General features: G+C 41.6%; 18 protein-coding genes. 9 read left to right on the forward strand and 9 right to left on the reverse strand.

Translation table 11 applies throughout. The annotated features are described in order from the left end of the window. Positions 1-17 precede the first annotated feature (17 nt). Positions 18-635, forward strand: coding sequence for a thiol:disulfide interchange protein DsbA (gene dsbA, locus AB6N04_RS18155; RefSeq protein WP_369309628.1), 618 nt, complete (start codon positions 18-20; stop codon positions 633-635). A gap of 417 nt (positions 636-1,052) precedes the next feature. Further along, complete coding sequence (polA, locus tag AB6N04_RS18160) at positions 1,053-3,845, forward strand: DNA polymerase I (protein WP_369309629.1); 2,793 nt, start codon at positions 1,053-1,055, stop codon at positions 3,843-3,845. A gap of 688 nt (positions 3,846-4,533) precedes the next feature. Here polA and yihA read toward each other — a convergent pair. Further along, entirely contained in the window at positions 4,534-5,145 is a 612-nt protein-coding gene (gene yihA / locus AB6N04_RS18165) for a ribosome biogenesis GTP-binding protein YihA/YsxC (RefSeq protein ID WP_369309630.1), read from the reverse strand. 289 nt (positions 5,146-5,434) lie between these two features. Between yihA and ppiA the strand changes: the two genes are divergently transcribed. From ppiA to AB6N04_RS18180, 3 genes are all read left to right on the forward strand, one after another. Further along, entirely contained in the window at positions 5,435-6,007 is a 573-nt protein-coding gene (ppiA, locus tag AB6N04_RS18170) for a peptidylprolyl isomerase A (RefSeq protein ID WP_369309631.1), read from the forward strand. A gap of 391 nt (positions 6,008-6,398) precedes the next feature. Beyond that, positions 6,399-6,974, forward strand: coding sequence for an aminodeoxychorismate synthase component II (locus AB6N04_RS18175; protein ID WP_369309632.1), 576 nt, complete (start codon positions 6,399-6,401; stop codon positions 6,972-6,974). A gap of 128 nt (positions 6,975-7,102) precedes the next feature. After that, a complete protein-coding gene (locus tag AB6N04_RS18180; protein ID WP_369309633.1) occupies positions 7,103-8,317 on the forward strand; it encodes an aspartate aminotransferase family protein in 1,215 nt (404 codons plus the stop codon). Positions 8,318-8,362: 45 nt separating this feature from the next. Here AB6N04_RS18180 and AB6N04_RS18185 read toward each other — a convergent pair whose 3' ends face one another. Further along, complete coding sequence (locus AB6N04_RS18185; protein WP_369309634.1) at positions 8,363-9,775, reverse strand: hypothetical protein; 1,413 nt, start codon at positions 9,773-9,775, stop codon at positions 8,363-8,365. A gap of 198 nt (positions 9,776-9,973) precedes the next feature. Then, positions 9,974-10,606: a cAMP-activated global transcriptional regulator CRP gene (gene crp, locus AB6N04_RS18190; RefSeq protein ID WP_004262556.1), complete on the reverse strand. Its 633-nt coding sequence runs from the start codon at positions 10,604-10,606 to the stop codon at positions 9,974-9,976. Positions 10,607-10,962: 356 nt separating this feature from the next. On the opposite strand from crp, the gene AB6N04_RS18195 reads away from it, so the two are divergent. Continuing rightward, entirely contained in the window at positions 10,963-11,370 is a 408-nt protein-coding gene (locus tag AB6N04_RS18195) for an OsmC family protein (RefSeq protein WP_369309635.1), read from the forward strand. Between the two features lie 81 nt (positions 11,371-11,451). On the opposite strand, the gene AB6N04_RS18200 is transcribed toward AB6N04_RS18195, so the two are convergent. The 3 genes from AB6N04_RS18200 to AB6N04_RS18210 are packed head-to-tail and all read right to left on the reverse strand — an operon-like array spanning position 11,452 to position 13,566. Further along, positions 11,452-12,318, reverse strand: coding sequence for a phosphoribulokinase (locus AB6N04_RS18200; RefSeq protein WP_369309636.1), 867 nt, complete (start codon positions 12,316-12,318; stop codon positions 11,452-11,454). A gap of 58 nt (positions 12,319-12,376) precedes the next feature. Next, complete coding sequence (locus tag AB6N04_RS18205) at positions 12,377-12,586, reverse strand: YheU family protein (protein ID WP_369309637.1); 210 nt, start codon at positions 12,584-12,586, stop codon at positions 12,377-12,379. Continuing rightward, positions 12,583-13,566: a hydrolase gene (locus tag AB6N04_RS18210; protein WP_369309638.1), complete on the reverse strand. Its 984-nt coding sequence runs from the start codon at positions 13,564-13,566 to the stop codon at positions 12,583-12,585. Before AB6N04_RS18210 ends, AB6N04_RS18205 begins: the two co-directional genes overlap by 4 nt. A 101-nt stretch (positions 13,567-13,667) precedes the next feature. Between AB6N04_RS18210 and AB6N04_RS18215 the strand changes: the two genes are divergently transcribed. Continuing rightward, positions 13,668-14,273, forward strand: coding sequence for a LysE family translocator (locus AB6N04_RS18215; RefSeq protein WP_369309639.1), 606 nt, complete (start codon positions 13,668-13,670; stop codon positions 14,271-14,273). Positions 14,274-14,487: 214 nt separating this feature from the next. Here AB6N04_RS18215 and murP read toward each other — a convergent pair whose 3' ends face one another. Beyond that, a complete protein-coding gene (murP, locus tag AB6N04_RS18220; protein ID WP_369309640.1) occupies positions 14,488-15,957 on the reverse strand; it encodes a PTS N-acetylmuramic acid transporter subunit IIBC in 1,470 nt (489 codons plus the stop codon). A 27-nt stretch (positions 15,958-15,984) separates the two neighbouring features. Further along, a complete protein-coding gene (murQ, locus tag AB6N04_RS18225; protein WP_369309641.1) occupies positions 15,985-16,896 on the reverse strand; it encodes an N-acetylmuramic acid 6-phosphate etherase in 912 nt (303 codons plus the stop codon). 251 nt (positions 16,897-17,147) lie between these two features. On the opposite strand from murQ, the gene AB6N04_RS18230 reads away from it, so the two are divergent. Beyond that, positions 17,148-18,008 carry a MurR/RpiR family transcriptional regulator gene (locus AB6N04_RS18230; protein ID WP_369309642.1) on the forward strand — a complete coding sequence of 287 codons (861 nt, stop codon included), beginning with the start codon at positions 17,148-17,150 and terminating at the stop codon, positions 18,006-18,008. A gap of 105 nt (positions 18,009-18,113) precedes the next feature. Further along, entirely contained in the window at positions 18,114-20,381 is a 2,268-nt protein-coding gene (gene adiA, locus AB6N04_RS18235) for an arginine decarboxylase (RefSeq protein ID WP_369309643.1), read from the forward strand. Between the two features lie 101 nt (positions 20,382-20,482). Here adiA and AB6N04_RS18240 read toward each other — a convergent pair whose 3' ends face one another. Then, a complete protein-coding gene (locus tag AB6N04_RS18240; protein WP_369309644.1) occupies positions 20,483-22,417 on the reverse strand; it encodes an ABC transporter ATP-binding protein in 1,935 nt (644 codons plus the stop codon). Positions 22,418-22,508 lie beyond the last annotated feature (91 nt).

Below are 22,508 nucleotides of genomic sequence, written 5' to 3' on the forward strand. Positions count from 1 at the left end.
TTTGGAGAGCGTAGTATATGAAAAAAATTATGTTGGCTTTGCTTGGTATTGCCATGTCTTTTGGTGCAGCAGCGAATTACACGGAAGGTAAAGAGTATACTGATGTTAAACCTGTGCAAAACCTGCCACAAGTTTTAGAGTTCTTCTCTTTTTACTGTCCACACTGCTACCAGTTTGAAAGTGTGTATAAAGTACCGCAAACAGTCGAAGCGAATTTACCAGAAGGCGTCAAAATGGAGCGCTACCATGTTGATTTTTTAGGGCCTTTAGGTGCTGATTTAACTCAAGCGTGGGCAGTTGCTATCGTATTGAAAGCAGAAGATAAAGTGACCCCAATTCTGTTTGAAGGCATTCAAAAAACGCAAACTATCAACAGCAAAGCCGATATTCGCAATGCTTTCATTAAAGCGGGGATCTCTGGTGAAGAGTATGATGCCGCGCTCAATAGTTTTGTGGTGAAATCCGTGGTAGCAAAACAGCAAAATGCAGCACAAGATCTAAAACTGCGTGGTGTGCCAGCCTTATTTGTTGACGGTAAATATCAGATCCGTAACAACGGTATTTCTGTGGATAAAGCAGAAGACTACGGCAAAGAATTCTCCAATGTGGTGAATTTCTTAATTAACAAAAAGTAATTCCTCTTGATGGTGGCAATTGTGCCACCATCCAGTTATTTCCCTCAGTAGCTAAATCAATATCCACAATCCGACTACCTCCTTCATCTTGTGTTAAGTCAATCTTTCTATTCGCTAACTTATTGATTTTTATTTCTTGTTTTTATATGCGAATAGCCTCTTTGTTATTGAATTTAATCAATAACATAAATATATACACAGGGTTATCCACAAGATATCCTCTTGCCTAGAGGGATTAATCATACAGTGAATAATTACCAAATTGGTTTAAATAGAGTGTCATCGGTTTGAAAAAGGTGACGGTTTAAAGGGAATTTAGAGAGTGGGTAGGCGGAATTTAAAACTTGAGATGTATCTGAAGCCACATTATGGCATCCTATTAGTATTCATTCCCGATTAACAAGATGATGACAGACTATGGCTCAGATTGCAGAAAATCCCCTTATTTTGGTTGATGGTTCTTCCTACCTATACCGTGCTTATCATGCATTCCCTCCGCTAACAAACAGTGCAGGCGAGCCTACAGGTGCTATGTATGGCGTGCTTAATATGTTGCGAAGCTTAATATTGCAATATAAACCTAGCCATGTCGCTGTTGTCTTTGATGCGAAGGGAAAAACGTTTCGTGATGAATTATTCGAAAGTTATAAGTCTCACCGCCCACCGATGCCTGATGATTTACGGGCACAAATCGCGCCATTGCATGAAATGGTTGAGGCAATGGGCTTACCGTTGCTGGTGGTTCCTGGCGTTGAGGCTGATGATGTTATCGGCACCTTGGCTTGTGAGGCCAGCCGTAAAGGTATACCTGTTCTGATAAGTACTGGTGATAAAGATATGGCGCAGTTAGTTGAGCCAAATATCACACTGATCAACACCATGAACAACACTATTCTTGGCCCTGATGAGGTGAAAGAAAAGTACGGCGTTCCTCCCGAGCTTATCATCGATTTTTTAGCATTAATGGGTGACTCATCAGACAATATCCCTGGCGTGCCGGGGGTTGGTGAAAAAACCGCATTAGCCTTGTTACAAGGAATTGGCAACTTAAACGCTATCTATAGCGACCTTGATGCAATTGCACCACTTGGTTTTAGAGGTTCGAAAACCTTAGCGCCTAAAATGGCCGAAAACCGTGAACTCGCCTTTTTATCTTATCAACTCGCAACGATTAAGACGGATGTCGAGTTGGATAAAAAGTGTGAAGAATTGCATATGGCTGAAATTGATGCAGATAAACTTCATCAGCTATTTAGCCGTTATGAGTTCAAGCGCTGGCTCGCAGAGGTCGAAAATGGATCTTGGATGGATGGCAAAGGAACAAGTCGCAAAACGGCTCCAACCCCAGCAACGGCAAAAGTGAAGGCCCCAGCCCCTGCGACCCCGACGCTTAACGCTGAAAATTACCAAACCATTTTAGACAAAACAGATTTACAGCGCTGGGTTGAAAAACTGAGCGCGGCATCTTTATTTGCCTTTGATACTGAAACTGACGGCTTAGACACACAAGAAGCACGTTTGGTTGGTATGTCATTTGCTATTGAAGCGGGTCATGCTGCCTATTTACCATTAGGTCATGATTACCTTGATGCCCCAGTTCAACTACCTCTGGACGAAGTGCTTCAGGTGATGAAACCGATCCTTGAGAATGAAAAAATTATTAAAATTGGTCAAAACCTGAAATTCGATGCGGAAATTTTAGAAAATTATGGCATTGAGCTTAAAGGTATTGGCTATGACACCATGTTGGAATCCTATGTGTTAAACAGTGTGGCAGGCATGGGACGTCATGATATGGATAGCCTAGCTGAGCGCCATCTTAACCACAAAACAGTGAGTTTTGAAGAAATTGCAGGCAAAGGTAAAAAACAGCTGACGTTTAACCAAATTGCTTTAGAAGAGGCCGCTAATTATGCAGCGGAAGACGCTGATGTCACTTTGTTGTTGCATCAAGCACTTTATCCGCAGCTAGAAGCTGAGCCAAAACTGAAGTACATTTTTGAAAATATCGAAATGCCGCTGGTGCCTGTATTAGTCCGCATGGAGCGTAAAGGGGTATTGATTAATGCAGCGACGCTCGCCGCACAATCGAAAGAGATCACGGCACGTCTAGGTGAGCTGGAAAAAGAGGCTTTTGAACTGGCAGGTGAAGAGTTCAACCTTGCATCACCAAAACAGTTGCAGACAATTTTATTTGAAAAGCTGCAATTACCGGTGATTAAGAAAACGCCAAGTGGTGCAGCTTCGACAAATGAAGAAGTGCTGGAAGAGCTGGCACTTAACCATGCGTTGCCTAAATTGCTTCTGGAGCACAGAAGCTTAGCCAAATTGAAATCGACCTATACAGATAAACTGCCTTTGATGATTAACCCTCGCACTGGTCGCGTTCATACCTCTTACCACCAAGCGGTGACGGCCACAGGGCGTTTATCTTCGCGGGATCCAAATTTACAAAATATCCCAGTAAGAACGGAAGAGGGGCGCAGAATTCGCCAAGCTTTTGTCGCGCGGGACGGTTACAAAATCATGGCGGCTGACTATTCGCAAATTGAATTACGCATTATGGCGCATCTATCACAAGATAAAGGCTTACTCACTGCTTTTGCAGAAGGAAAAGATATCCATAAAGCGACGGCGGCAGAGGTGTTCGGTGTGCCTCTCGATAAAGTGACTAGCGATCAACGTCGTAGCGCAAAAGCGATTAACTTCGGCTTAATTTATGGTATGAGTGCGTTTGGTTTAGCGCGCCAGTTAGGTATTCCCCGCGGCGAAGCTCAACGCTATATGGATCTGTATTTTGAACGTTATCCTGGGGTATTACGTTATATGGAAAATACCCGCTTACAGGCATCTGAACAGGGGTATGTTGAGACCTTGGAAGGTCGTCGATTGTACTTAGCCGATATTAAATCCAGCAATGGTATGCGTCGTAAGGCCGCTGAGCGTGAAGCCATCAATGCCCCAATGCAAGGGACTGCTGCTGATATCATCAAAAAAGCGATGATCGCCGTAGATAACTGGTTGCAAAAGGAAAAACCACAAGCCGACATGTTAATGCAAGTGCATGATGAGTTGGTCTTTGAAGTCAAAGAATCAGAATTAGAGCGCGTTCAAGCTCAGGTACAAACGCTGATGGAACAAAGCTTGAAGTTGGCTGTGCCGCTTAAAGTGGAAGTGGGTATTGGCGATAACTGGGACGAAGCCCACTAATACTCGTCATTTTTCATGCTGTGGCGGTGTTGGTTTCATTCAGCCACTTGGGGCACATACTTTTGTATGCTCCCCAAGCTGTCTTCACTCACCGCCTTGCCACAACATGAACTATATAGAGTATTAATAGGTAAACGGCTTTAGAAGCAAAAAACTAGCAGCAAAAGAAAAAACTCGGCGGAAAGATCATGTAAGGCACCTCAAAGGTTAGCGACAACTTTTGGGGTATTTTTATGCCTAGCATATTTTTTCTCGTGGTGTTTACGCAAAATTTGGCGGCGTTTTATTCCCTTTACATTGCAGATAATTCATGGGTAAAACACTGAATTTTAAATATATCGTAGAGATGGGAATGGGGTTTATTATGCGATTTAGATCTCATAAATATGTAATAAAAGTACGTTTTTAACGAATTCATAGGCAATATGCAGAGCTGAATCGTAGTAAGCTTTGAAAAAAAACTACAAAAAGTCTTTTTTTTGTGCGAAAAATAAAGTACATTAATAGGCGTAGGGTACAGAGGTAAGATGTTCTATCTTTCAGACCTTTTACTTCACGTAATCGGATTTAGCTGAATATTAGCTGCTCCAGTCAAAAATTTTTGGCTGGAGCATTTTTTTATCTAAATTTCAGATGATTAGAGTTAAAGTAGACAAGTGAGCCACAGGTGACTCACCTCTTCGGTAGGTTAAGCCGGTGTGTTATACCAGCTATCTAACTTAATTCGCAGTTTATCAACGCCTATTTTTTTCAGCGCAGAAAAATATTCAACTTGAATATCCCCTTCTAATGGGGCCAGTGCTTCACGCACTTCTGTTAGCTGTTTCTTTCTTGCACCTGAAGCCAGTTTATCGGCTTTTGTTAGCAAAACTAAAACGGGAACATTCATTGCCACTGACCACTCGATCATTTGCATGTCGAGATCTTTTAGCGGATGGCGGATATCCATTAAAACGACGAGGCCTTTAATACACTCTCTTTTTTGCAGATACTCACCAAGAGCTTGTTGCCATTTGCGCTTCATTTCTTCAGGAACTTCGGCATAACCATAACCAGGAAGGTCAACAAGGCGCACACCTTCTTCAACTTCAAATAGGTTGATTAGCTGCGTTCTACCTGGTGTTTTACTGGTACGTGCTAAGCTTTTTTGCTGTGTTAATGCGTTTAACGCACTGGATTTACCTGCATTTGAGCGGCCAGCAAAAGCCACTTCAATACCCGTATCTTTGGGTAGATGACGGATATCGGGTGCACTAATGACAAATTTTGCCATCTGATAGTTATGATTTTTAATTGCCATTGGTCGTTCTCCCTGAGTTAGCCTCAAAAGGCTGGGGGATTATAGCTTTGCTTTGCCTCTTCCGACAACTCGAAATATTGACAGTGCTTACGTTACCTATATTGAATAAATGGATAATAGTAGTAAAAGGGGGCAATGGAGAAATCATCACAATTGGTCTACAATCTAACGCATTTGGTGTTTTTCAAGCTTTTGGCGTAAATATAGGTAAATCTTTAGCAATCTCGGCGTCTTCACTCTAGAATTGGCTAATTGCAGTTGTCATGCGTCATAACGAAAGGGATCTTACATGTTAAAACGAATTTTTGTGCCACTTTTGGCCGTTTGCGCAATGAGCGCCTCCTCTCTTGCATTATCTGCAGGTGAAACTTATGTCAAATTAGTGACGTCAGCGGGTAATATCGAATTAGAATTGAACAGTAAGAAAGCGCCGGTGACGACAGAAAACTTCGTTCAATATGTCAATGAAGGCTATTACAATGGAACAACCTTCCACCGAGTGATCCCAGGCTTTATGATCCAAGGTGGTGGCTTCGATAAAGACTTACAGCAAAAACAAACCCGTGCACCTATCAAAAATGAAGCAGATAATGGCTTACGTAACTTGCGCGGTACTATTTCCATGGCACGTACAGCAAACAAAGACAGTGCAACAAGCCAGTTCTTTATTAATGTTGCTGACAATGCATTCTTAGATCATGGTCAACGTGATTTTGGCTACGCCGTATTTGGTAAAGTGGTTAAAGGCATGGATGTGGCAGATAAAATCTCTAAAGTGAAAACTGAGAATGTTGGCCCATATCAAAATGTCCCTGTTGAACCGATCAAAATTATTTCCGCAGAAGTGATTAAAAAACCGTAATACAGCTTTGTGGGTAAACGAATGCGTTTACCCACTTTCGTTTGCAAATTGACCTTTCTCTCTGCGGTTTTATTGTGACACTTACGAAAAGTTTGTCAGAATCTCACCGTATTTAAAAATACTTTTACTACCTTGTATTTAAAGTAATTCTTAATCTCATTATGAAGTTGTTATGGGAGTGTAAATATAATCCCATGATTTTTATATGGAAATTTTCAGAGATAAAAAGCATTCCTTGACTTAAATAGGCTATTTTCCTGCCTTGGCTGTGATATGATAGCCGCCCTTTGATATTTTTTGTGGTGTTTTAATCATCGTTCTGATTGCCAACATCAAAAAAATATGCATTGGAAATAATATATAATGATAAAAATCAGTCGGATAGGCTACTATGCTTCTACTTATTGATAATTACGATTCGTTTACTTACAACCTTTACCAATACTTTTGTGAGTTAGGGGCTGAGGTTGTTGTAAAACGTAATGATGAAATTACCATCGAAGAAATTGAACAGCTTGCGCCTACACATCTGGTGATTTCACCTGGGCCATGCACACCAGATGAAGCGGGGATCTCCCTTGAGGCAATAAAATATTTTGCGGGCAAGCTGCCTATATTAGGCATTTGTCTTGGTCACCAAGCCATAGGCCAAGCTTTTGGTGCATCTGTGGTCAAAGCTCGTGAGGTGATGCATGGCAAAACATCTGCAATCCATCATAACCATCAAGGCGTGTTCAAAGGTTTGAACCGTCCGCTGACAGTCACTCGTTATCACTCTCTGGTTATTGCCGCAGAGACACTTCCTGTTTCTTTTGATGTATCCGCATGGTCACTGAATAACGGTGATGTTGATGAAATCATGGGAATACGGCACAAAACCTTACCAATCGAAGGCGTTCAGTTTCACCCTGAAAGCATTTTGAGCGAACAAGGCCATGAGTTATTGAATAATTTCTTAAAATATTAGTTTAGTCATATCCTAGTTAAAAATTAATTATGCATATTTCTCCCTTAGCTATTGCTCTTTTGTGATTTTTTATTCATATTTGATGCTTATATTTTCACTTAGGCATCAAGTTAGAGCAGGTGAGGGGTATGACAGAACAACAATCAGTAAATCGGCAGACTTTTGATCAAGTCATGTTGCCTATTTTTTCGCCAGCAGAGTTTATTCCAGTGAAGGGTGAAGGAAGCCGTGTATGGGATCAACAAGGTAAAGAATATATTGATTTTGCAGGTGGGATTGCAGTTTTAGCTTTAGGACATTGCCATCCGAGCTTAGTTGCTGCGGTTCGTGAGCAAAGTGAAAAACTTTGGCACGTCAGTAATATTTTTACAAATGAGCAGGCGCTTAAGTTAGCGCAAAAGATCACCCAAGCAACATTTGCCGATCGTGCATTCTTTGTTAACTCAGGTTCTGAAGCGAATGAAGCGGCATTTAAACTAGCGCGCCGTTATGCCATCACAAAATATAGCCCTTATAAAACGAAAATTATCGCATTTAAGCAGGGGTTTCATGGCCGAACCTTATTTACTGTTTCGGTAGGAGGGCAAGCTAAATATGCCGATGGCTTTGGGCCAAAGCCTGCCGATATTATCCATGTGCCTTTTAATGACCTTGACGCGGTTAAAGCGGTGATTGATGAAAATACCTGTGCGGTTGTTTTAGAGCCCGTACAAGGCGAAGGTGGCGTCACTGCGGCGACTTCAGAATTCCTGCAAGGAGTTCGTAAGCTGTGTGATGAAAATAATGCCTTATTAATTTTCGATGAAGTGCAAAGCGGTATGGGGCGTACAGGGAAATTATTTGCTTATATGCACTATGGTGTGACACCCGATATTTTAACTACGGCAAAAGCACTGGGCGGCGGTTTTCCAATTAGTGCAATGATCACCACAGAAGAAATCGCGAAAACCATGGAAGTCGGTTCCCATGGTACGACTTACGGGGGGAATCCATTAGCTTGTGCTGTCGGTAATGCCGCATTCGATATTATTAATACTGAAGAGGTCTTAAGCGGTGTTGAAAAACGCCGTGAGCTATTTGTTTCTCATCTTAATAAACTTAATGAAAAATATGGTATTTTTTCTGAGATCAGAGGCATGGGACTATTAATCGGTGCTGAATTAGATGGCAGGCTATTGAACCGTTCGAAAGATATTTTGCAAGCCAGCGCAGTGGAAGGCCTGATGATGCTAAATGCAGGTACTAACGTACTGCGTTTTACGCCTTCACTGATTATTTCTGAAGAAGAAATTAATAGTGGAATGGCGAAGTTAGATGCGGCGATTGGGAAGTTGCTGGGTTAGCGACTATATTAAAGGTGCAGATGTTTCGCTGCACCTTCATTCTAATTAAGCTGTTACGCTATATCCTAACTTCTTTAGTTGATTTTTTATTTCAGCAGAATGGGCTTCTTCTTGTTCTATTTCGACTTGAAGATGAATCAAATCATCAACAGTTGCTACTGAGTCTTTTAGCAGAGCTTCTAATTTTTTAGTTTCTGGTTTTCCATGATTTGAAATTATTATTGGAGAATTTTCATGTAGTGGAAATTGATATTTTTCACTATTATGTTTAGCTCGTAGCATTGATGTCTTAGTTTGGTATATTTTTCCATTAAACTGATATGTTTTTTTCTTCGGCTTCACTGTAATATGTGTTTTTTTAAGAGGAGTTTCTGTATTTTTTAATTTTTCGTTTTCTTGCATATTATTTTTTCGATTAATAGTCTGTTTATTGGTTATATTTTGCTTTATAGTTTCTTCTGAACTATATTCCGATGTATCAGTTGATTCTGAGAAATAACCTGAGGAATTAGAGTTTAGACTCTCATTACTATTGAACATAATTTTTTTAGATGTGGTTTCTATGTTTGTATTTTTATTTTCTTTAAAATAAAGGTGTTGACTATTTAGCTTATTAATAATTCCATTCATAGTCTCAATGGTGGCATTAAACTTATTACCTCTTTTATTCGATGGAGATAAAATACATTCATTAATCAGTTGTTGTACTGATTTGGTATATTGAAACTTATCACCTACATGACTAAAATTATCATAATGTAATATCTTTTTTTCGAGTTCATAAATTTCATTTTTTAATATTTTAGCCTGATTAAATTGCGCTTTATCCTTACCTGAAAATGCTATTGGCAGATTTCTTTCGTTATTGACAGTCTCTGTATTTTGTTTGTTAGTCTTTTGTATTTCAGTGATCCTCTGTTGACTATAAAACTTAACACTGTATAAATCTTCTGCTCTGGGCTTCAGTTTATTCATAACGATTAAAGCTCGAATCTTACCTGTTGAGTTTATTTTATCAATAGATTCATAGAAAAAGTGTTTTAATTTGTTGATGCCAAAATCTTTAATTAAGTTTTTTCTATTTATATTTATTGATTCAGAATTAGGATTACTAATTTTCATGGCGGTATCTTCCTGTTTAACGCTTTTGGGTGAATTTTGTTCTATGATAATGCTACGCTTAAAGATATTTGATGGAGAAATAAACTCATCTTCATGATATTTATAAGGTAGCAAGATTTTTTCAACAGGTGGTGAATAAGGTAGATGGTCTAATTCGGGTTGTGCTCTTTCATGAAAGTATCGAGACTGAATAGCAAAATTTATTTTCTGATAATTTACGGTATTGAATGTTTTGATAGTATTTAAATTACAAATGACTGAAGGCGTTCGAGGGGGAATATTTTTATTACTAGATATGCTGGCTAAATGATTATTTTGTTTATTGTCTATTTTCATAACTAATAATCTCCGAGTAATGATTAGTTATCACTATCTTAGTTTGACAATTAGCTAGAAAATATAAAGAAACGATACTACTTGGATTGTTATGGGAAATATGATTATCACTAATCATTCATGTAAATAGCTTTATACCAATGATATAAAGCTATTCGAAAGAGTGCGCCTCACCAAGGGAGTGAGGCGAAAGGTTAATTATCGTGTGCCGTAAACAACAATGGTTTTACCATGTGCGGAGATTAAGTTTTGATCTTCCAGCATTTTTAAAATACGGCCGACAGTTTCACGGGAACAACCAACGATTTGACCAATTTCCTGACGGGTGATTTTAATTTGCATCCCATCTGGATGTGTCATGGCATCAGGTTGTTTAGCGAGATTCAGTAACGTTTGAGCGATACGACCTGTAACGTCTAAGAAAGCGAGGTTACCCACTTTTTCTGACGTTGTTTGCAGGCGGCTTGCCATTTGCGCAGAGAGACGCATTAAGATATCAGGATTAACCTGAATCAATTGACGGAATTTCTTGTAAGAAATTTCAGCAACTTCGCAGGCGATTTTTGCTCTAACCCACGCAGTACGTTCTTGCCCTTCTTCAAATAATCCAAGCTCACCAATGAAATCCCCCTGATTCAGGTAGGAGAGGATCATTTCTTTGCCTTCTTCATCTTTGATTAAAACAGCCACTGAACCTTTAACTATGTAGTAAAGGGTTTCTGCTTTCTCACCCTGATGGATCAGTGTGCTCTTGGATGGATACTTATGAATATGGCAGTGTGACAAAAACCATTCAAGAGTAGGGTCTGTTTGTGGCTTGCCGAGAACCATTAGCGTTATCCTCTGTATGTTATTGCAGCCATCCGGAAAAAGCGTACCAGAAAGGCTGGCTTTAAAGTCACTAGCTTAGCATATTAATTTGTCTTATATACCCTAAATAATAAGAATAGCAACATTATATCAATCGCTTTTCATGGTTAGGGTGAACAAATTGATATCAACACTATAATATAATCAAATGCAACGTTGAGTTTTGATCTTAATCCTATCAACTAAGTATTGTTTGTAGCATATCCAATACAGAAAGTCTCTCCTGTATCGCTTCAGCAGAATAAAGCTGATATAACATTTATTATATCTATGGAACAATGTAGCCTTTAAATCGATTTCATTTCAAGGGGAATAAAATGGAAGCAAGAGTTAAATGGGTAGAAGGCCTCTCTTTTTTAGGTGAGTCAGCATCAGGTCATCAAGTGATGATGGACGGTAATGCTGGAGATAAAGCACCAAGCCCAATGGAGATGGTACTAATGGCTGCGGGCGGTTGCAGCGCCATCGACGTGGTATCTATCTTACAAAAAGGTCGTAATGATATTACCGACTGCGAAGTGAAATTAACCTCTCAGCGCCGTGAAGAAGCACCACGTTATTTCGTTAAAATTCATCTGCATTTTATTGTAACAGGAAATGAATTAACGGATAAAGCCGTTGAACGTGCAGTGCAACTTTCGGCTGAAAAATATTGTTCAGTGGCGTTAATGCTAGAAAAAACCGTTGAAGTGTCACATAGCTTTGAAATAAAAAACCAAAAATAAGTTTAATTGTTGTTGTTATATTTGATAAATAAGATGCTTACCTTAATTAATGATAAGCATCTTTTATAATAATCAAAAAATTTAGCTGTGCTTTCGACTAATTAATTTTTCGACTATTGGCGTCATAATTAACTCCATCGCTAAACCTAATTTCCCACCGGGTACGACAATCGTATTCATTGCTGAGATGAAAGAGCCAGATATCATTGATAGTAGATAGGGGAAATCGATCTGTTCTAGCCCACGAAAGCGAATAACAATAAAACTTTCATCTTGTGAAGGAATGGCTTTCGCTGAAAAGGGGTTTGAAGTATCTACCGTGGGGACGCGTTGGAAGTTAATATGCGTACGGGAAAATTGTGGCGTGATATAGTTAATGTAATCGCCCATCGAGCGCACGACTGAGTCCATCACAGCTTCTCGAGAGTGCCCGCGTTCTGTCGTATCGCGGATCAGTTTTTGTATCCACTCCAAATTTACGATAGGTACAACGCCAACTAATAAATCAACATGTTGGGCAACATTGTGTTCGGGGGTTACTATCCCACCGTGTAAACCTTCATAAAATAGCACATCGGTTTTTTCAGGCAGTGCTTCCCAAGGCGTGAATGTCCCCGGTTGTAAACCATAAGGCACCGCTTCATCGTAGGTATGTAGGTATTTTCGCGATTTTCCACAGCCAGTTTTAGCATAATCAACCAGCGTTTGTTCAAGTAGCGCAAAGTCATTGGCTTCTGGACCAAAGTAGCTAATGTGCCGTCCTTGTTCTCTCGCTTTGCGGATCGCCATATCCATTTCAGGGCGCGTATAACGGTGGAAACTATCGCCCTCTAGCGTGGCAGATTGGATATTTAATTGGTGAAATATTTTACGGAATGCTTGGCTGGTAGAGGTTGTGCCGGCACCGCTTGAACCAGTGATGGCAATAATCGGATGTTTTTTGGACATAGCGGACTCCCTGTGTTGCGCTTATGGCCACTATTTTAGCAACAGCGAGCGAAGCGGGTTAGCGGGCTTTAGGCATGAAATTAACCGATTCATGCAATTGTGACCAGACTAGCACAATTTCGCCAGAAACTAACTGCCGTTTCACATCGTTTACTTTCTCTTGCAGGCTTTTTTCTTGGGCACCGTAGTCGGTGCCTTCGCGTAACACATAGCTTTCTATCAGATTTTCCAATGTTTCAGGCGCAAGTTCTCGCCAAGGAATAATCATTTTTGTTCCTTATTTAAATAAGGGGTTAGCCATTGTGGAATTCGGGTTTCTAGCCACATTTTGGGTTTTCTTAACGAGCCACTGACAAAGCCCACATGGCCACCGTGTTCAGTCATTTGGTACTCTACATTTTTAGGCAGATGTGATAAATCAGGGACCACTTCAGGTGCCATAAAAGGATCATCTTTCGCATGAATGATTAACGTAGGTTTGGTGATATAGGCTAGCTTAGGAAGCGCACTGCATTTTTGATAATAGTCCGTTGCATCATCAAAGCCATGAATACGGGCGGTGATAACATCATCAAACTCACGAATGCGTTTAAGTTGTTTTAGTTGTAACAAATTTAATGGCAGTGAACCGGGGTAGCGCACCAGTTTGCGAGTCGCATTACGCTTTAAGCCATTCAATAAATAGCGTTGATAAAATTGGGAGATCCCTTTTTCCATACGTAATGAACAAGCTTCTAACATTAATGGCGCTGATACCACCACGCCTGCATCTACATCGGCATTTTGCCCACTTTCAGCTAAGTAACAGGCTAACATATTGCCGCCGAGGGAATAACCTACAGCCGCCGTTGGTGCTTCACCAAACGTGTGTTTTAGCCAGCGTAGGAAATAGCGTGCATCATTAGTTTCACCTGAATGATAGATGCGCTGCTGGCGATTCGGTTCGCCGCTACAACCACGAAAATGCATGATCACACCTAACCAGCCCTGGTTCTGTGCGCTTTCTAACATGCCGTGAGCATAGGGGCTTTTAAAATTGCCTTCTAACCCATGAAAAATAACTAAACGCGGCTTGTGTGCTGCGAGCTCAGGTTTTTCGCTCCAAGCGAGATCGATAAAATCGCCATCAGGCAATTCAAGTCTCTGCCAAAAAGGTTTAATTTTCGGTGTCCTGCGAAAAATTCTTGGCAACAACGTTTGGAGGTGTGGATTCTTAGCCCAACTTATCGGACGAAAGTTTTCTGACATAGCCTTATTTTATTTAATGGGGACTCTTGTGAGTCACATAACATACTGTTATTTTTTTGTGATGCAAGTAAACAAATTTGAGTTTGAGGATTAAAGTATAAATGACACTAGGGCTGATTTTTTCACTTTTTACATTTCTATTCATTGCAGCAGTCACACCCGGCCCTAACAACATGTTGCTGACCTCAAGCGCAGCAAATTATGGCTTTCGTCGCACAATCGCATTATGTCTAGGGATTATGCTAGGTATGCAATCCATACTTTACCTATCTGCATTTGGTATTGCTGCGCTTTTACTGCTATATCCTGCGATCCATATTGTCTTAAAAATTGCAGGAAGCCTTTATTTATTGTGGCTTGCATGGAAAACCGCCACAGCAAATTATGCCCCACTTAAGGCAAATAGCGAAGTGGCAAAAAGTGTGACTTGGTATCAAGGTGGTTTATTGCAATTTTTAAACCCAAAAGCATGGATGATGGGGTTAGGTGCAGTGGGGGGATTTAGCTTACCTGGTGAGTTATTTACTCAGTCTATTATAGTGATGAGCATCGCTTTTGTGGTTGTCAATTTGGTTGCGGGGCTTATCTGGATGGGGTTTGGTTCATTAATTAGCTTATTTTTACGCAGTCGCCAAGCTTGGTTTATTTTTAACTGGGTTATGGGGAGCTTAACAGCTTTATGCGTCCCTCTGATTTGGCTAGAGTGATGAGGTTGTTACCAAGAAGCTAATAGGAGCTAGGGGCTGTTTGTCTTTGCTGCTGATTTTTACCGCTAAAAAAGGTTAAGAAAAAATCTAAAAAATAGCCAAATGTATTTGTCGTGCTGACTGAATAATACAAAGTGGGAAAAAACATGCTGTTATCCCACTTTGTTAACAACCTCAAAGCAGCCAACAGGCTACTTTTGGGCATGGAGTACGATTAACTTAAATCCACACCTTTACTTCCAAACAGGTATGTAAAGAGGAAGCCGCACACATACGAAACCAGTACGCCCCCGATGTACACCGCCATCCCTGCAAGGACACCTTGTCCAGAGGTCATTAATGGAATAGCAATGAGTCCTGACGGGCCAAACACCGTATTTAAACCGACGGGTAAACCCATCCATGCGACGGCACCGATAAAGAATCCGCCAGCCGCACCACCAAAGCAGGCGGTGATGAATGGTTTGACGCGAGGCAGCGTAACGCCATAAATTAATGGCTCGCCGATGCCTAAGAAGCCGGGGAACAGCGCCCCGCCAATTTGCCCTCGTGTCACAGAGCCTTTTTTTGCTTTCACATATAAAGCGAGTGCGGCACCCACTTGGCCTGCACCTGCCATCGCCAGTATCGGAAATAACGAGTTAAACCCTTGTGCGTCCACTAAAGCGACATAAACAGGGATAAACCCTTGATGAACACCAAACATGACTGCAATTAAGAATAGCCCAGCCAAGATAGCGGTTCCAATTGGGTTACCGTTTAAGTGCATAAATAACCACGACATTCCGTCAAACAGCCAAACACCAATTGGCATGATAAAGATAAAGGTTGCTGCACCTACAATTAACAGAGTAATGGTTGAGGTTAAAATAATATCAAGGCTGGATGGAATAATTTTGCGAACGTGTTTCTCAACCCACGCACCAAAAATACAGGCGATTAAAATCCCAATAATATTACCGCGAGGATCGATGTGCCAACCAAAGAAGTTCGACATCCCCGAATAGAAGCCTTTTGTTGCTTCTGGGTCATAGCCTAAAATAAACAAGGCGGCAATAATTGCGCCGTTAACGCCGCTTCCCCCAAAGGCTTTTTGGGCATTATAGCCAATTAAAAGTCCCATAAAGGTAAATAATCCTTTACCAAATACGGCTAGGTAGGCAATAGCGCTTTTTAGCCAGCCCAACTGTTGGGAATCTGGTGGGAACAGGTTTTCATTGGTGACTAGCAACCCGAGCAATGAGGCGATCCCCATCAATAGACCCGCCCCAATAAATCCAGGAATTAATGGGGTAAATATCGTGGCAAATTTTGATAGAAAACGGTGTACTGCACTGGTTTGTTTCTTTTTCAGTTGTTGCTTATTGGCAGACGCAATTTCGTTAAGATTTTGAGTTTGATGAGGTGTTACATCGGTATCATCTTCTCCATCTTCTAATATCTTGTTCATTAAGTCGGCGGCGGTTTGGGCTTTACCGGGGCCGAGAACAATTTGCAGTTGTTCGTCACTCTCGATAACACCGAGCACGCCAGCAATTTGTTTGAGTGCGGCTTTATCGACCAGTTGGTCATTGTTGAGTGTGAGTCGTAAGCGGGTCATGCAGTTGCCCGCTAACTTAATATTGCGACGACCTCCGACCTGTTGCAGGATCTGCTGCATCATTTCTGTTGTTATTTTAGCCATACTATTTTTCTCATTAAAATCCGCTTATTAGGCGGAGGATGCCATATTGAGTGCTGTACGAATAAAACCGTTATTGTTTGAGAGCAGTTGACGCGCATCATCGGCATTCAAACCGGATAACACCATCAAAATGGCGGTCTTACAGTGTCTATTACATTGTTGAAGTGCCGCTTCTGCGGTGGTTCGGTCGCAGTCTGTTGCCTCCATGACAATTTTAGTTTGTCTTTCAATTAACTTGGCATTAGTGGCTTCAACATCGACCATTAAGTTGCCAAATACCTTACCGATGCGGATCATTGCACCGGTGGTGATCATATTTAGGACTAATTTTTGGGCTGTTCCTGCTTTCATTCGTGAAGAGCCGGTGACCACTTCTGGACCGACAACAGGGGTGATGGCGATATCTGCCGCATTAGCAATCGGGCTGTTAGGATTACAGCTAATGGCTGCGGTGGCTGCACCGATGGCGTTTGCATAAGCTAAAGCACCTAACACATAGGGAGTACGACCACTTGCCGCGATGCCAACAAGCACATCTTTTTCATTGAACTGGATATTTTTCAGATCTTGCTCACCGAGTTCGGGTTTATCTTCTGCGTTTTCAACCGCACGGAAAATCGCTTGGTGCCCGCCAGCAATAAGACCAACAACTTGCTCATGAGGTGTGCCATAGGTTGGCGGGCACTCACTGGCGTCAAGTATCCCTAAGCGCCCTGATGTGCCTGCACCTGAGTAAATTAACCGACCACCGTTTAGAAAAGCATCTGCCACTTTATCAACCAACTGTGCAATTTCGGGTAGGACTTTTTCGACCGCTAAAGGGACTTGTTTGTCTTCGTTATTGATCACTTGCAGCATTTGCAAGGTCGGTAGTTGGTCAATATGCGTGCTTGCAGCATTGCGGCTTTCCGTTACCATTTTGCTTAAGTCGATAGTCATAAAAATTGCTCCTAAGTCAGATATTGCGCTAATACTAAGGAATTATTTATTCCTATGGTGTGATTGAAATCACGGTGCTATCTATTCTAACTTGCGAATATAAAGGAATATTTTGTAAATAAAATCTAATGGAAAAATGGTTGTTGATTGAATTCATTCAGTTATTTTTAACGTATCGATGACGTCTTATAGGAATAATTTATTATTATTTTTTTGATGAATTGAAATTTACACCTCTTAGGGAGATCGCGATGACATTATTAGACATCATCACCTATTCGCTACCGCGATTAGCTGAAAACCAACGGAAAATTGCGCAATTTATCCTCGAAAACCCAGAAAATATACTGAGTTTGTCTTCATCTGAACTGGCTGAGCGTTTAAGTGTCAGTCAGTCTGCTATTGTGAAGTTTAGCCAAAAAATCGGTGTTAAGGGGTATCCCGCGCTGAAATTGGCGCTGAGTGAAATTATCGGTCGCCAAAAACTTCATGAAGGGGCGGCTCATACGGCATTACATAATCGGATTGCACCGAATGATAACTTGATGGTGGTGGCACAAAAGCTGGCAATGGAGAAGCAACACTCGATTACTGAAACGACAAAACATATTGATTTTAAACAGTTTGAAAAGGTTGTGGCGTTAATCGAGAAATCGACGCGGGTACAGATAGTCGGTATTGGCGGTTCAGGACTGACGGCGAAGGACTTAAGCTACAAGTTGCAAAAAATTGGCATCACCACCTTGGTGGAATTTGACCATCATGTGCAAATTGCTACGGCTTTAACGTTAAATTCCAATGACGTACAAATTGTGATCTCTTTTACGGGCAAACGAAAAGACATGTTGAGCGCGGCAACAATTGCTCGTAAGCAGGGCGCTTCAATTATCTCAATAACGCGTGATCGACATTCTCCCTTAGCACAACTTTCTGATTACATTCTTGAAAGTATCGCTGAAGAAGATGAGTGGCGTAGTTCATCTATTTCTTCTCGAACAGCGCAAAATACTATAACAGACTTAATTTTTATGGCATTGCTACAAAAACGCGAAACCAAAGCAAAATCGTTAGTTATGAATGCGAGGATGGCTATTAATAAGTTGGATGAATAGTCTTTTGTCTTATCTTTCGTCGATAATTTTGCAATAAAGGCGTATTTGCGTTAAGACTTAAAGTAATAAGTATTTAAATTTGAAATATTTTAAGAGGAATTATTGATGAGGGCGCTCATTGTTTATACTGAATTAACAGACGAAGATTCCGTGATCAGCCATGCTGTTGCAAGGCTTGCCAGTGAGTTGAACGATGAGCACGTTGAAACCGTGATTATCCGGGATTTTGAAGATGGCATGGCGTACATCCGCTCAAACACCAGTATCGATTGCTTGCTTTACGGCCGCGATATGTCGGATAAACAAGAACAAGCTCAAGCCCATCAATTAATTACCCAACTTCATCGTCGTCAAGAAGATGTCCCTGTATTTCTATTGAGTGATCGTGAAGAGGCACTAACCGCTTTCGACCGTAAAATGATGGAGCAAGTTGATGAGTTCGCATGGATTTTAGAAGACTCTGCCGACTTTATTGCTGGGCGAGTACTGGCTGCGATTATTCGCTATCGTGCGCAATTACTGCCACCATTAATGAAAAGCTTAATTAAATACAGTGATATACACGAATATTCGTGGGCGGCACCCGGGCACCAAGGTGGTGTTGGGTTTACCAAAACACCCGCTGGGCGCATTTATCATGATTTCTTTGGTGAAAATTTATTTCGGACAGATATTGGGATTGAGCGAGTCGCAGTCGGCTCATTACTCGATCACACAGGGGCATTCGGTGAGTGTGAAAAAAATGCGGCGCGCATCTTCGGTGCTGACCAATCTTACTCTGTGGTTGTTGGAACCTCTGGCTCCAATAGAACCATAATGCAAGCCTGTATGACCGATGAAGATGTCGTCGTCATCGACCGAAATTGCCATAAATCTATTGAACAGGGGCTGATCCTTACAGGGGCTAAGCCTGTGTACATGACACCAAGTCGCAACCGCTACGGGATTATTGGGCCAATCTACCCCAAAGAGATGACACCGGAAGCGATTACTGAAAAAATCGCGCAAAATCCGTTAACATCAGACAAAATCGGCAAACGTCCGGCTTATAGCGTGGTCACTAATTGTACCTATGATGGCGTGTGCTACCATGCTCGCAAGGTACAGGATTTGTTGGATAAATCATTGGATAGGATCCATTTTGATGAAGCATGGTATGGCTATGCGCGTTTTAACCCAATTTATCATGACCATTTTGCGATGCGAGATGAACCGCGTAAAGGTGATGAACCGACTATCTTTGCCACACATTCCACCCATAAATTATTGAATGCGTTATCCCAAGCCTCATTTATTCACATCAGAAACGGTCGTAACTCGATTGATTTTAATCGTTTTAATCAGGCTTACCATATGCATGCCACCACATCACCGTTGTATGCGATTTGTGCCTCAAATGATATTGCAGCGGATATGATGGATGGGAATAGTGGGCGTTCACTTACTGACGAAGTGATCCGTGAAGCTATCGATTTTCGTCAATCATTAGGTTATTTGTATAAAGAGTTTCTTAATGATGACGAATGGTTCTTTAAACCTTGGAATCAGGAGATGGTAAAAGATCCCGCAACAGGAAAACGCTACGCTTTTGAGGATGCACCCGTCGAATTACTGATGAAAGAGCAGAACTGCTGGGTAATGAACCCAGAAGATAAATGGCACGGCTTTAAAGATATTCCTGAAAACTGGGCTATGCTCGACCCAATTAAAGTCAGTATCTTATCACCGGGAATGGGGGACGATGGTAAATTATTGGATACAGGCGTCCCCGCAGCACTCGTGACCGCATGGCTAAACCATTATGGTATTGTGCCGACCCGGACAACCGATTTTCAGATTATGTTTTTGTTTTCCATGGGGATCACTAAAGGGAAATGGGGAACCTTGGTCAATGCGCTGCTCTCTTTTAAACGCCATTATGATAATAACACTGGGCTGAAGAAAGTGTTGCCAGAAGTGGTGGAAAGTGCCCCTGAAATTTATGGTCATATGGGATTACGTGACTTAGGGGATAAGATGTTTACCTACCTGCAAAAAAACAACCCTGGGGGGCAGCTTAATCAAGCGTATGAGCAACTCCCTCAAGTGATCATGAGCCCAAGGGACGCTTATCAAGAAATTGTTGCTAACCGCGTTGAGGCCGTTCCCCTTGATAAACTAGCGGGGCGTATCGCCGCTAACTCGATTATTCCATATCCGCCGGGTATTCCAATGTTGCTATCAGGGGAGAGTTTTGGTGATAAAAATAGCCCGCATATCGGTTACTTACATAGTCTCCAAGCATGGGACAGTGAGTTTCCTGGCTTTGAACATGAAACAGAAGGCACTGAAATTATTGATGGGCAGTATTATGTGATGTGTGTGAAACACTAATTATACCAAGTAGGCTATAGTTGTAGATTGGAAAACGATCAAAGCGCTTGGCGTTAAATAAGACAAGCGTTTTGATCGAATTTAATTAAATGGGAAAATAACTAGCCAGCTTCAAATTCATTGGTCATGCTTTCTAGCTGTTCTTGTAATTCCATCCATTCCATTTCAACGTCTTCCAGTGCGGACTTTTGCTCGGTTTGCTTCTTCAAACAGGCAGTCAACTCCGCTTTTTTGTCTTGTTCATAAATGGCAGCATCGGATAGCTTCGCCTCTAACTCTGCTAAGGATGCTGAATATTTTTCCATCAGCTTTTCTAACTCGGTGATCTTTTTACGAATTGGCTGAGTCAGTTGGCGGAACTCCGCTTCACGACGCTTTTGGTCTTTTCTATCTTGTGCCGTGACAGTAGCCGCCGCAGCGGGTTTATCCTTTTCTTGCTGATCACGCACTTGTTGTAATTCCAGCTTATTTTGCTCTGCAAGCCATTGCTGGTAATCTTCTAAATCACCATCAAATTGCTCTACCGCACCGCCATGAACTAAATACAGTTCATCGGTTGTGGTACGTAATAAGTGCCTGTCATGGGAAACTACAACCAATGCCCCTTCGAATGCCATTAAGGCCTCGGTGAGAGCTTGACGCATGTCTAAATCCAAGTGGTTAGTTGGCTCATCGAGTAACAACAGATTTGGGCGCTGCCACACAATGAGCGCCAGTACTAAACGCGCTTTTTCTCCACCAGAGAAACGGCCGCTTGGATCGGTCACTTGGTCACCTTTAAAACCAAAGCCACCTAAGTAATCACGCAATTGCTGCTCCGTTTGCTCGGGCGCAAGGCGAGCGAGATGCTGTAATGGCGATTCTTCTGGGTGCAGATACTCCAATTGGTGCTGAGCGAAGTAACCCAATTTTATGCCTTTAGCGAGGGAGATTTCCCCCTGTAGTGGTGGTAAATCACCGGCTAACATTTTAATTAATGTGGATTTACCCGCACCATTGCGACCGAGTAAACCAATGCGTGAACCCGGCACTAAGTTCAGTTTAATCGATTGTAAAATGACTTTTTCACCATAACCTGCACTCACTTTTTCCATCTTTAATAATGGGTTTGGCAAGCTATCTGGCTTACGGAATGAAAAATGGAAGGGGTTATCCACATGTGCAGGTGCCACCATCTCCATTCTTTCCAACATCTTAATACGGCTTTGTGCTTGCTTTGCTTTGGTCGCTTGCACTCTAAAGCGGTCGATATAGCTTTGCAAATGGGCAGCTTTGGCTTGTTGGCTCTCATACAACGCTTGCTGCTGAGCCAATTTTGTCGCACGTTGGCGTTCAAACGAAGAGTAGTTCCCTGTATATTCGAACATTGTTTCTTGTTCGATATGCAGCACTTTATCAATAATAGGGTCAAGGAAATCCCTATCATGGGAGATCAAAATTAATGTTCCTTGGTAGCTTTTCAACCATTTCTCTAGCCAAATGACCGCATCTAAATCAAGGTGGTTAGTTGGTTCATCAAGTAACAGCAAATCAGAGCGGCAAAGTAGCGCCTGTGCGAGGTTCAAACGCATTCGCCATCCACCTGAAAACGATTTTACAGGGGAGTCTAATTGCGCTTGGCTAAAACCTAAACCATGGAGCAAACTGGATGCACGTGAGCGGATTGTCCACGCATCGATGGCATCTAACTGCCCATGTACCACAGCAATGGCGTGACCATCATTTTTCTCATTTGCCTGTGCAAGTTTTTGCTCAAGAGCACGAAACTCGCGATCACCGTCAATGACATATTCAAGAGCTGGCACGTCTAATGCGGGGGTTTCTTGGTTCACCCATGCCATAGACCAGTTGCTTGGAAACGTTGCAGAACCTGCTTCAGCCTGTAATTCGCCTTTTAACAGCGCAAGAAGTGTCGATTTACCGCAGCCGTTTTTACCCACTAAACCAACTTTTTGGCCGGGGTTAATCGTCGCCGTGGCATTGTCCAAAAGAACACGAACGCCTCGACGAATTTGGAGTGAAGAGAAAACAATCATAGCAACCGTCTATTAAAAATATGTTAAATTATTAAAGTATATACGTTCGAATAATAATACGAATACTGCAATATTTAGGGCGTAAACTCTA

The organism is Providencia rettgeri (assembly GCF_041075285.1).
Taxonomy (GTDB): Bacteria; Pseudomonadota; Gammaproteobacteria; order Enterobacterales; family Enterobacteriaceae; genus Providencia; species Providencia rettgeri_G.

Bases quoted from the DNA above. Each gene is read 5' to 3' on its own strand.
- dsbA (WP_369309628.1), top strand. From the start codon at position 18: ATGAAAAAAATTATGTTGGCTTTGCTTGGTATTGCCATGTCTTTTGGT.
- polA (WP_369309629.1), top strand. From the start codon at position 1,053: ATGGCTCAGATTGCAGAAAATCCCCTTATTTTGGTTGATGGTTCTTCC.
- yihA (WP_369309630.1), bottom strand. From the start codon at position 5,145: ATGGCAATTAAAAATCATAACTATCAGATGGCAAAATTTGTCATTAGT.
- ppiA (WP_369309631.1), top strand. From the start codon at position 5,435: ATGTTAAAACGAATTTTTGTGCCACTTTTGGCCGTTTGCGCAATGAGC.
- AB6N04_RS18175 (WP_369309632.1), top strand. From the start codon at position 6,399: ATGCTTCTACTTATTGATAATTACGATTCGTTTACTTACAACCTTTAC.
- AB6N04_RS18180 (WP_369309633.1), top strand. From the start codon at position 7,103: ATGACAGAACAACAATCAGTAAATCGGCAGACTTTTGATCAAGTCATG.
- AB6N04_RS18185 (WP_369309634.1), bottom strand. From the start codon at position 9,775: ATGAAAATAGACAATAAACAAAATAATCATTTAGCCAGCATATCTAGT.
- crp (WP_004262556.1), bottom strand. From the start codon at position 10,606: ATGGTTCTCGGCAAGCCACAAACAGACCCTACTCTTGAATGGTTTTTG.
- AB6N04_RS18195 (WP_369309635.1), top strand. From the start codon at position 10,963: ATGGAAGCAAGAGTTAAATGGGTAGAAGGCCTCTCTTTTTTAGGTGAG.
- AB6N04_RS18200 (WP_369309636.1), bottom strand. From the start codon at position 12,318: ATGTCCAAAAAACATCCGATTATTGCCATCACTGGTTCAAGCGGTGCC.
- AB6N04_RS18205 (WP_369309637.1), bottom strand. From the start codon at position 12,586: ATGATTATTCCTTGGCGAGAACTTGCGCCTGAAACATTGGAAAATCTG.
- AB6N04_RS18210 (WP_369309638.1), bottom strand. From the start codon at position 13,566: ATGTCAGAAAACTTTCGTCCGATAAGTTGGGCTAAGAATCCACACCTC.
- AB6N04_RS18215 (WP_369309639.1), top strand. From the start codon at position 13,668: ATGACACTAGGGCTGATTTTTTCACTTTTTACATTTCTATTCATTGCA.
- murP (WP_369309640.1), bottom strand. From the start codon at position 15,957: ATGGCTAAAATAACAACAGAAATGATGCAGCAGATCCTGCAACAGGTC.
- murQ (WP_369309641.1), bottom strand. From the start codon at position 16,896: ATGACTATCGACTTAAGCAAAATGGTAACGGAAAGCCGCAATGCTGCA.
- AB6N04_RS18230 (WP_369309642.1), top strand. From the start codon at position 17,148: ATGACATTATTAGACATCATCACCTATTCGCTACCGCGATTAGCTGAA.
- adiA (WP_369309643.1), top strand. From the start codon at position 18,114: ATGAGGGCGCTCATTGTTTATACTGAATTAACAGACGAAGATTCCGTG.
- AB6N04_RS18240 (WP_369309644.1), bottom strand. From the start codon at position 22,417: ATGATTGTTTTCTCTTCACTCCAAATTCGTCGAGGCGTTCGTGTTCTT.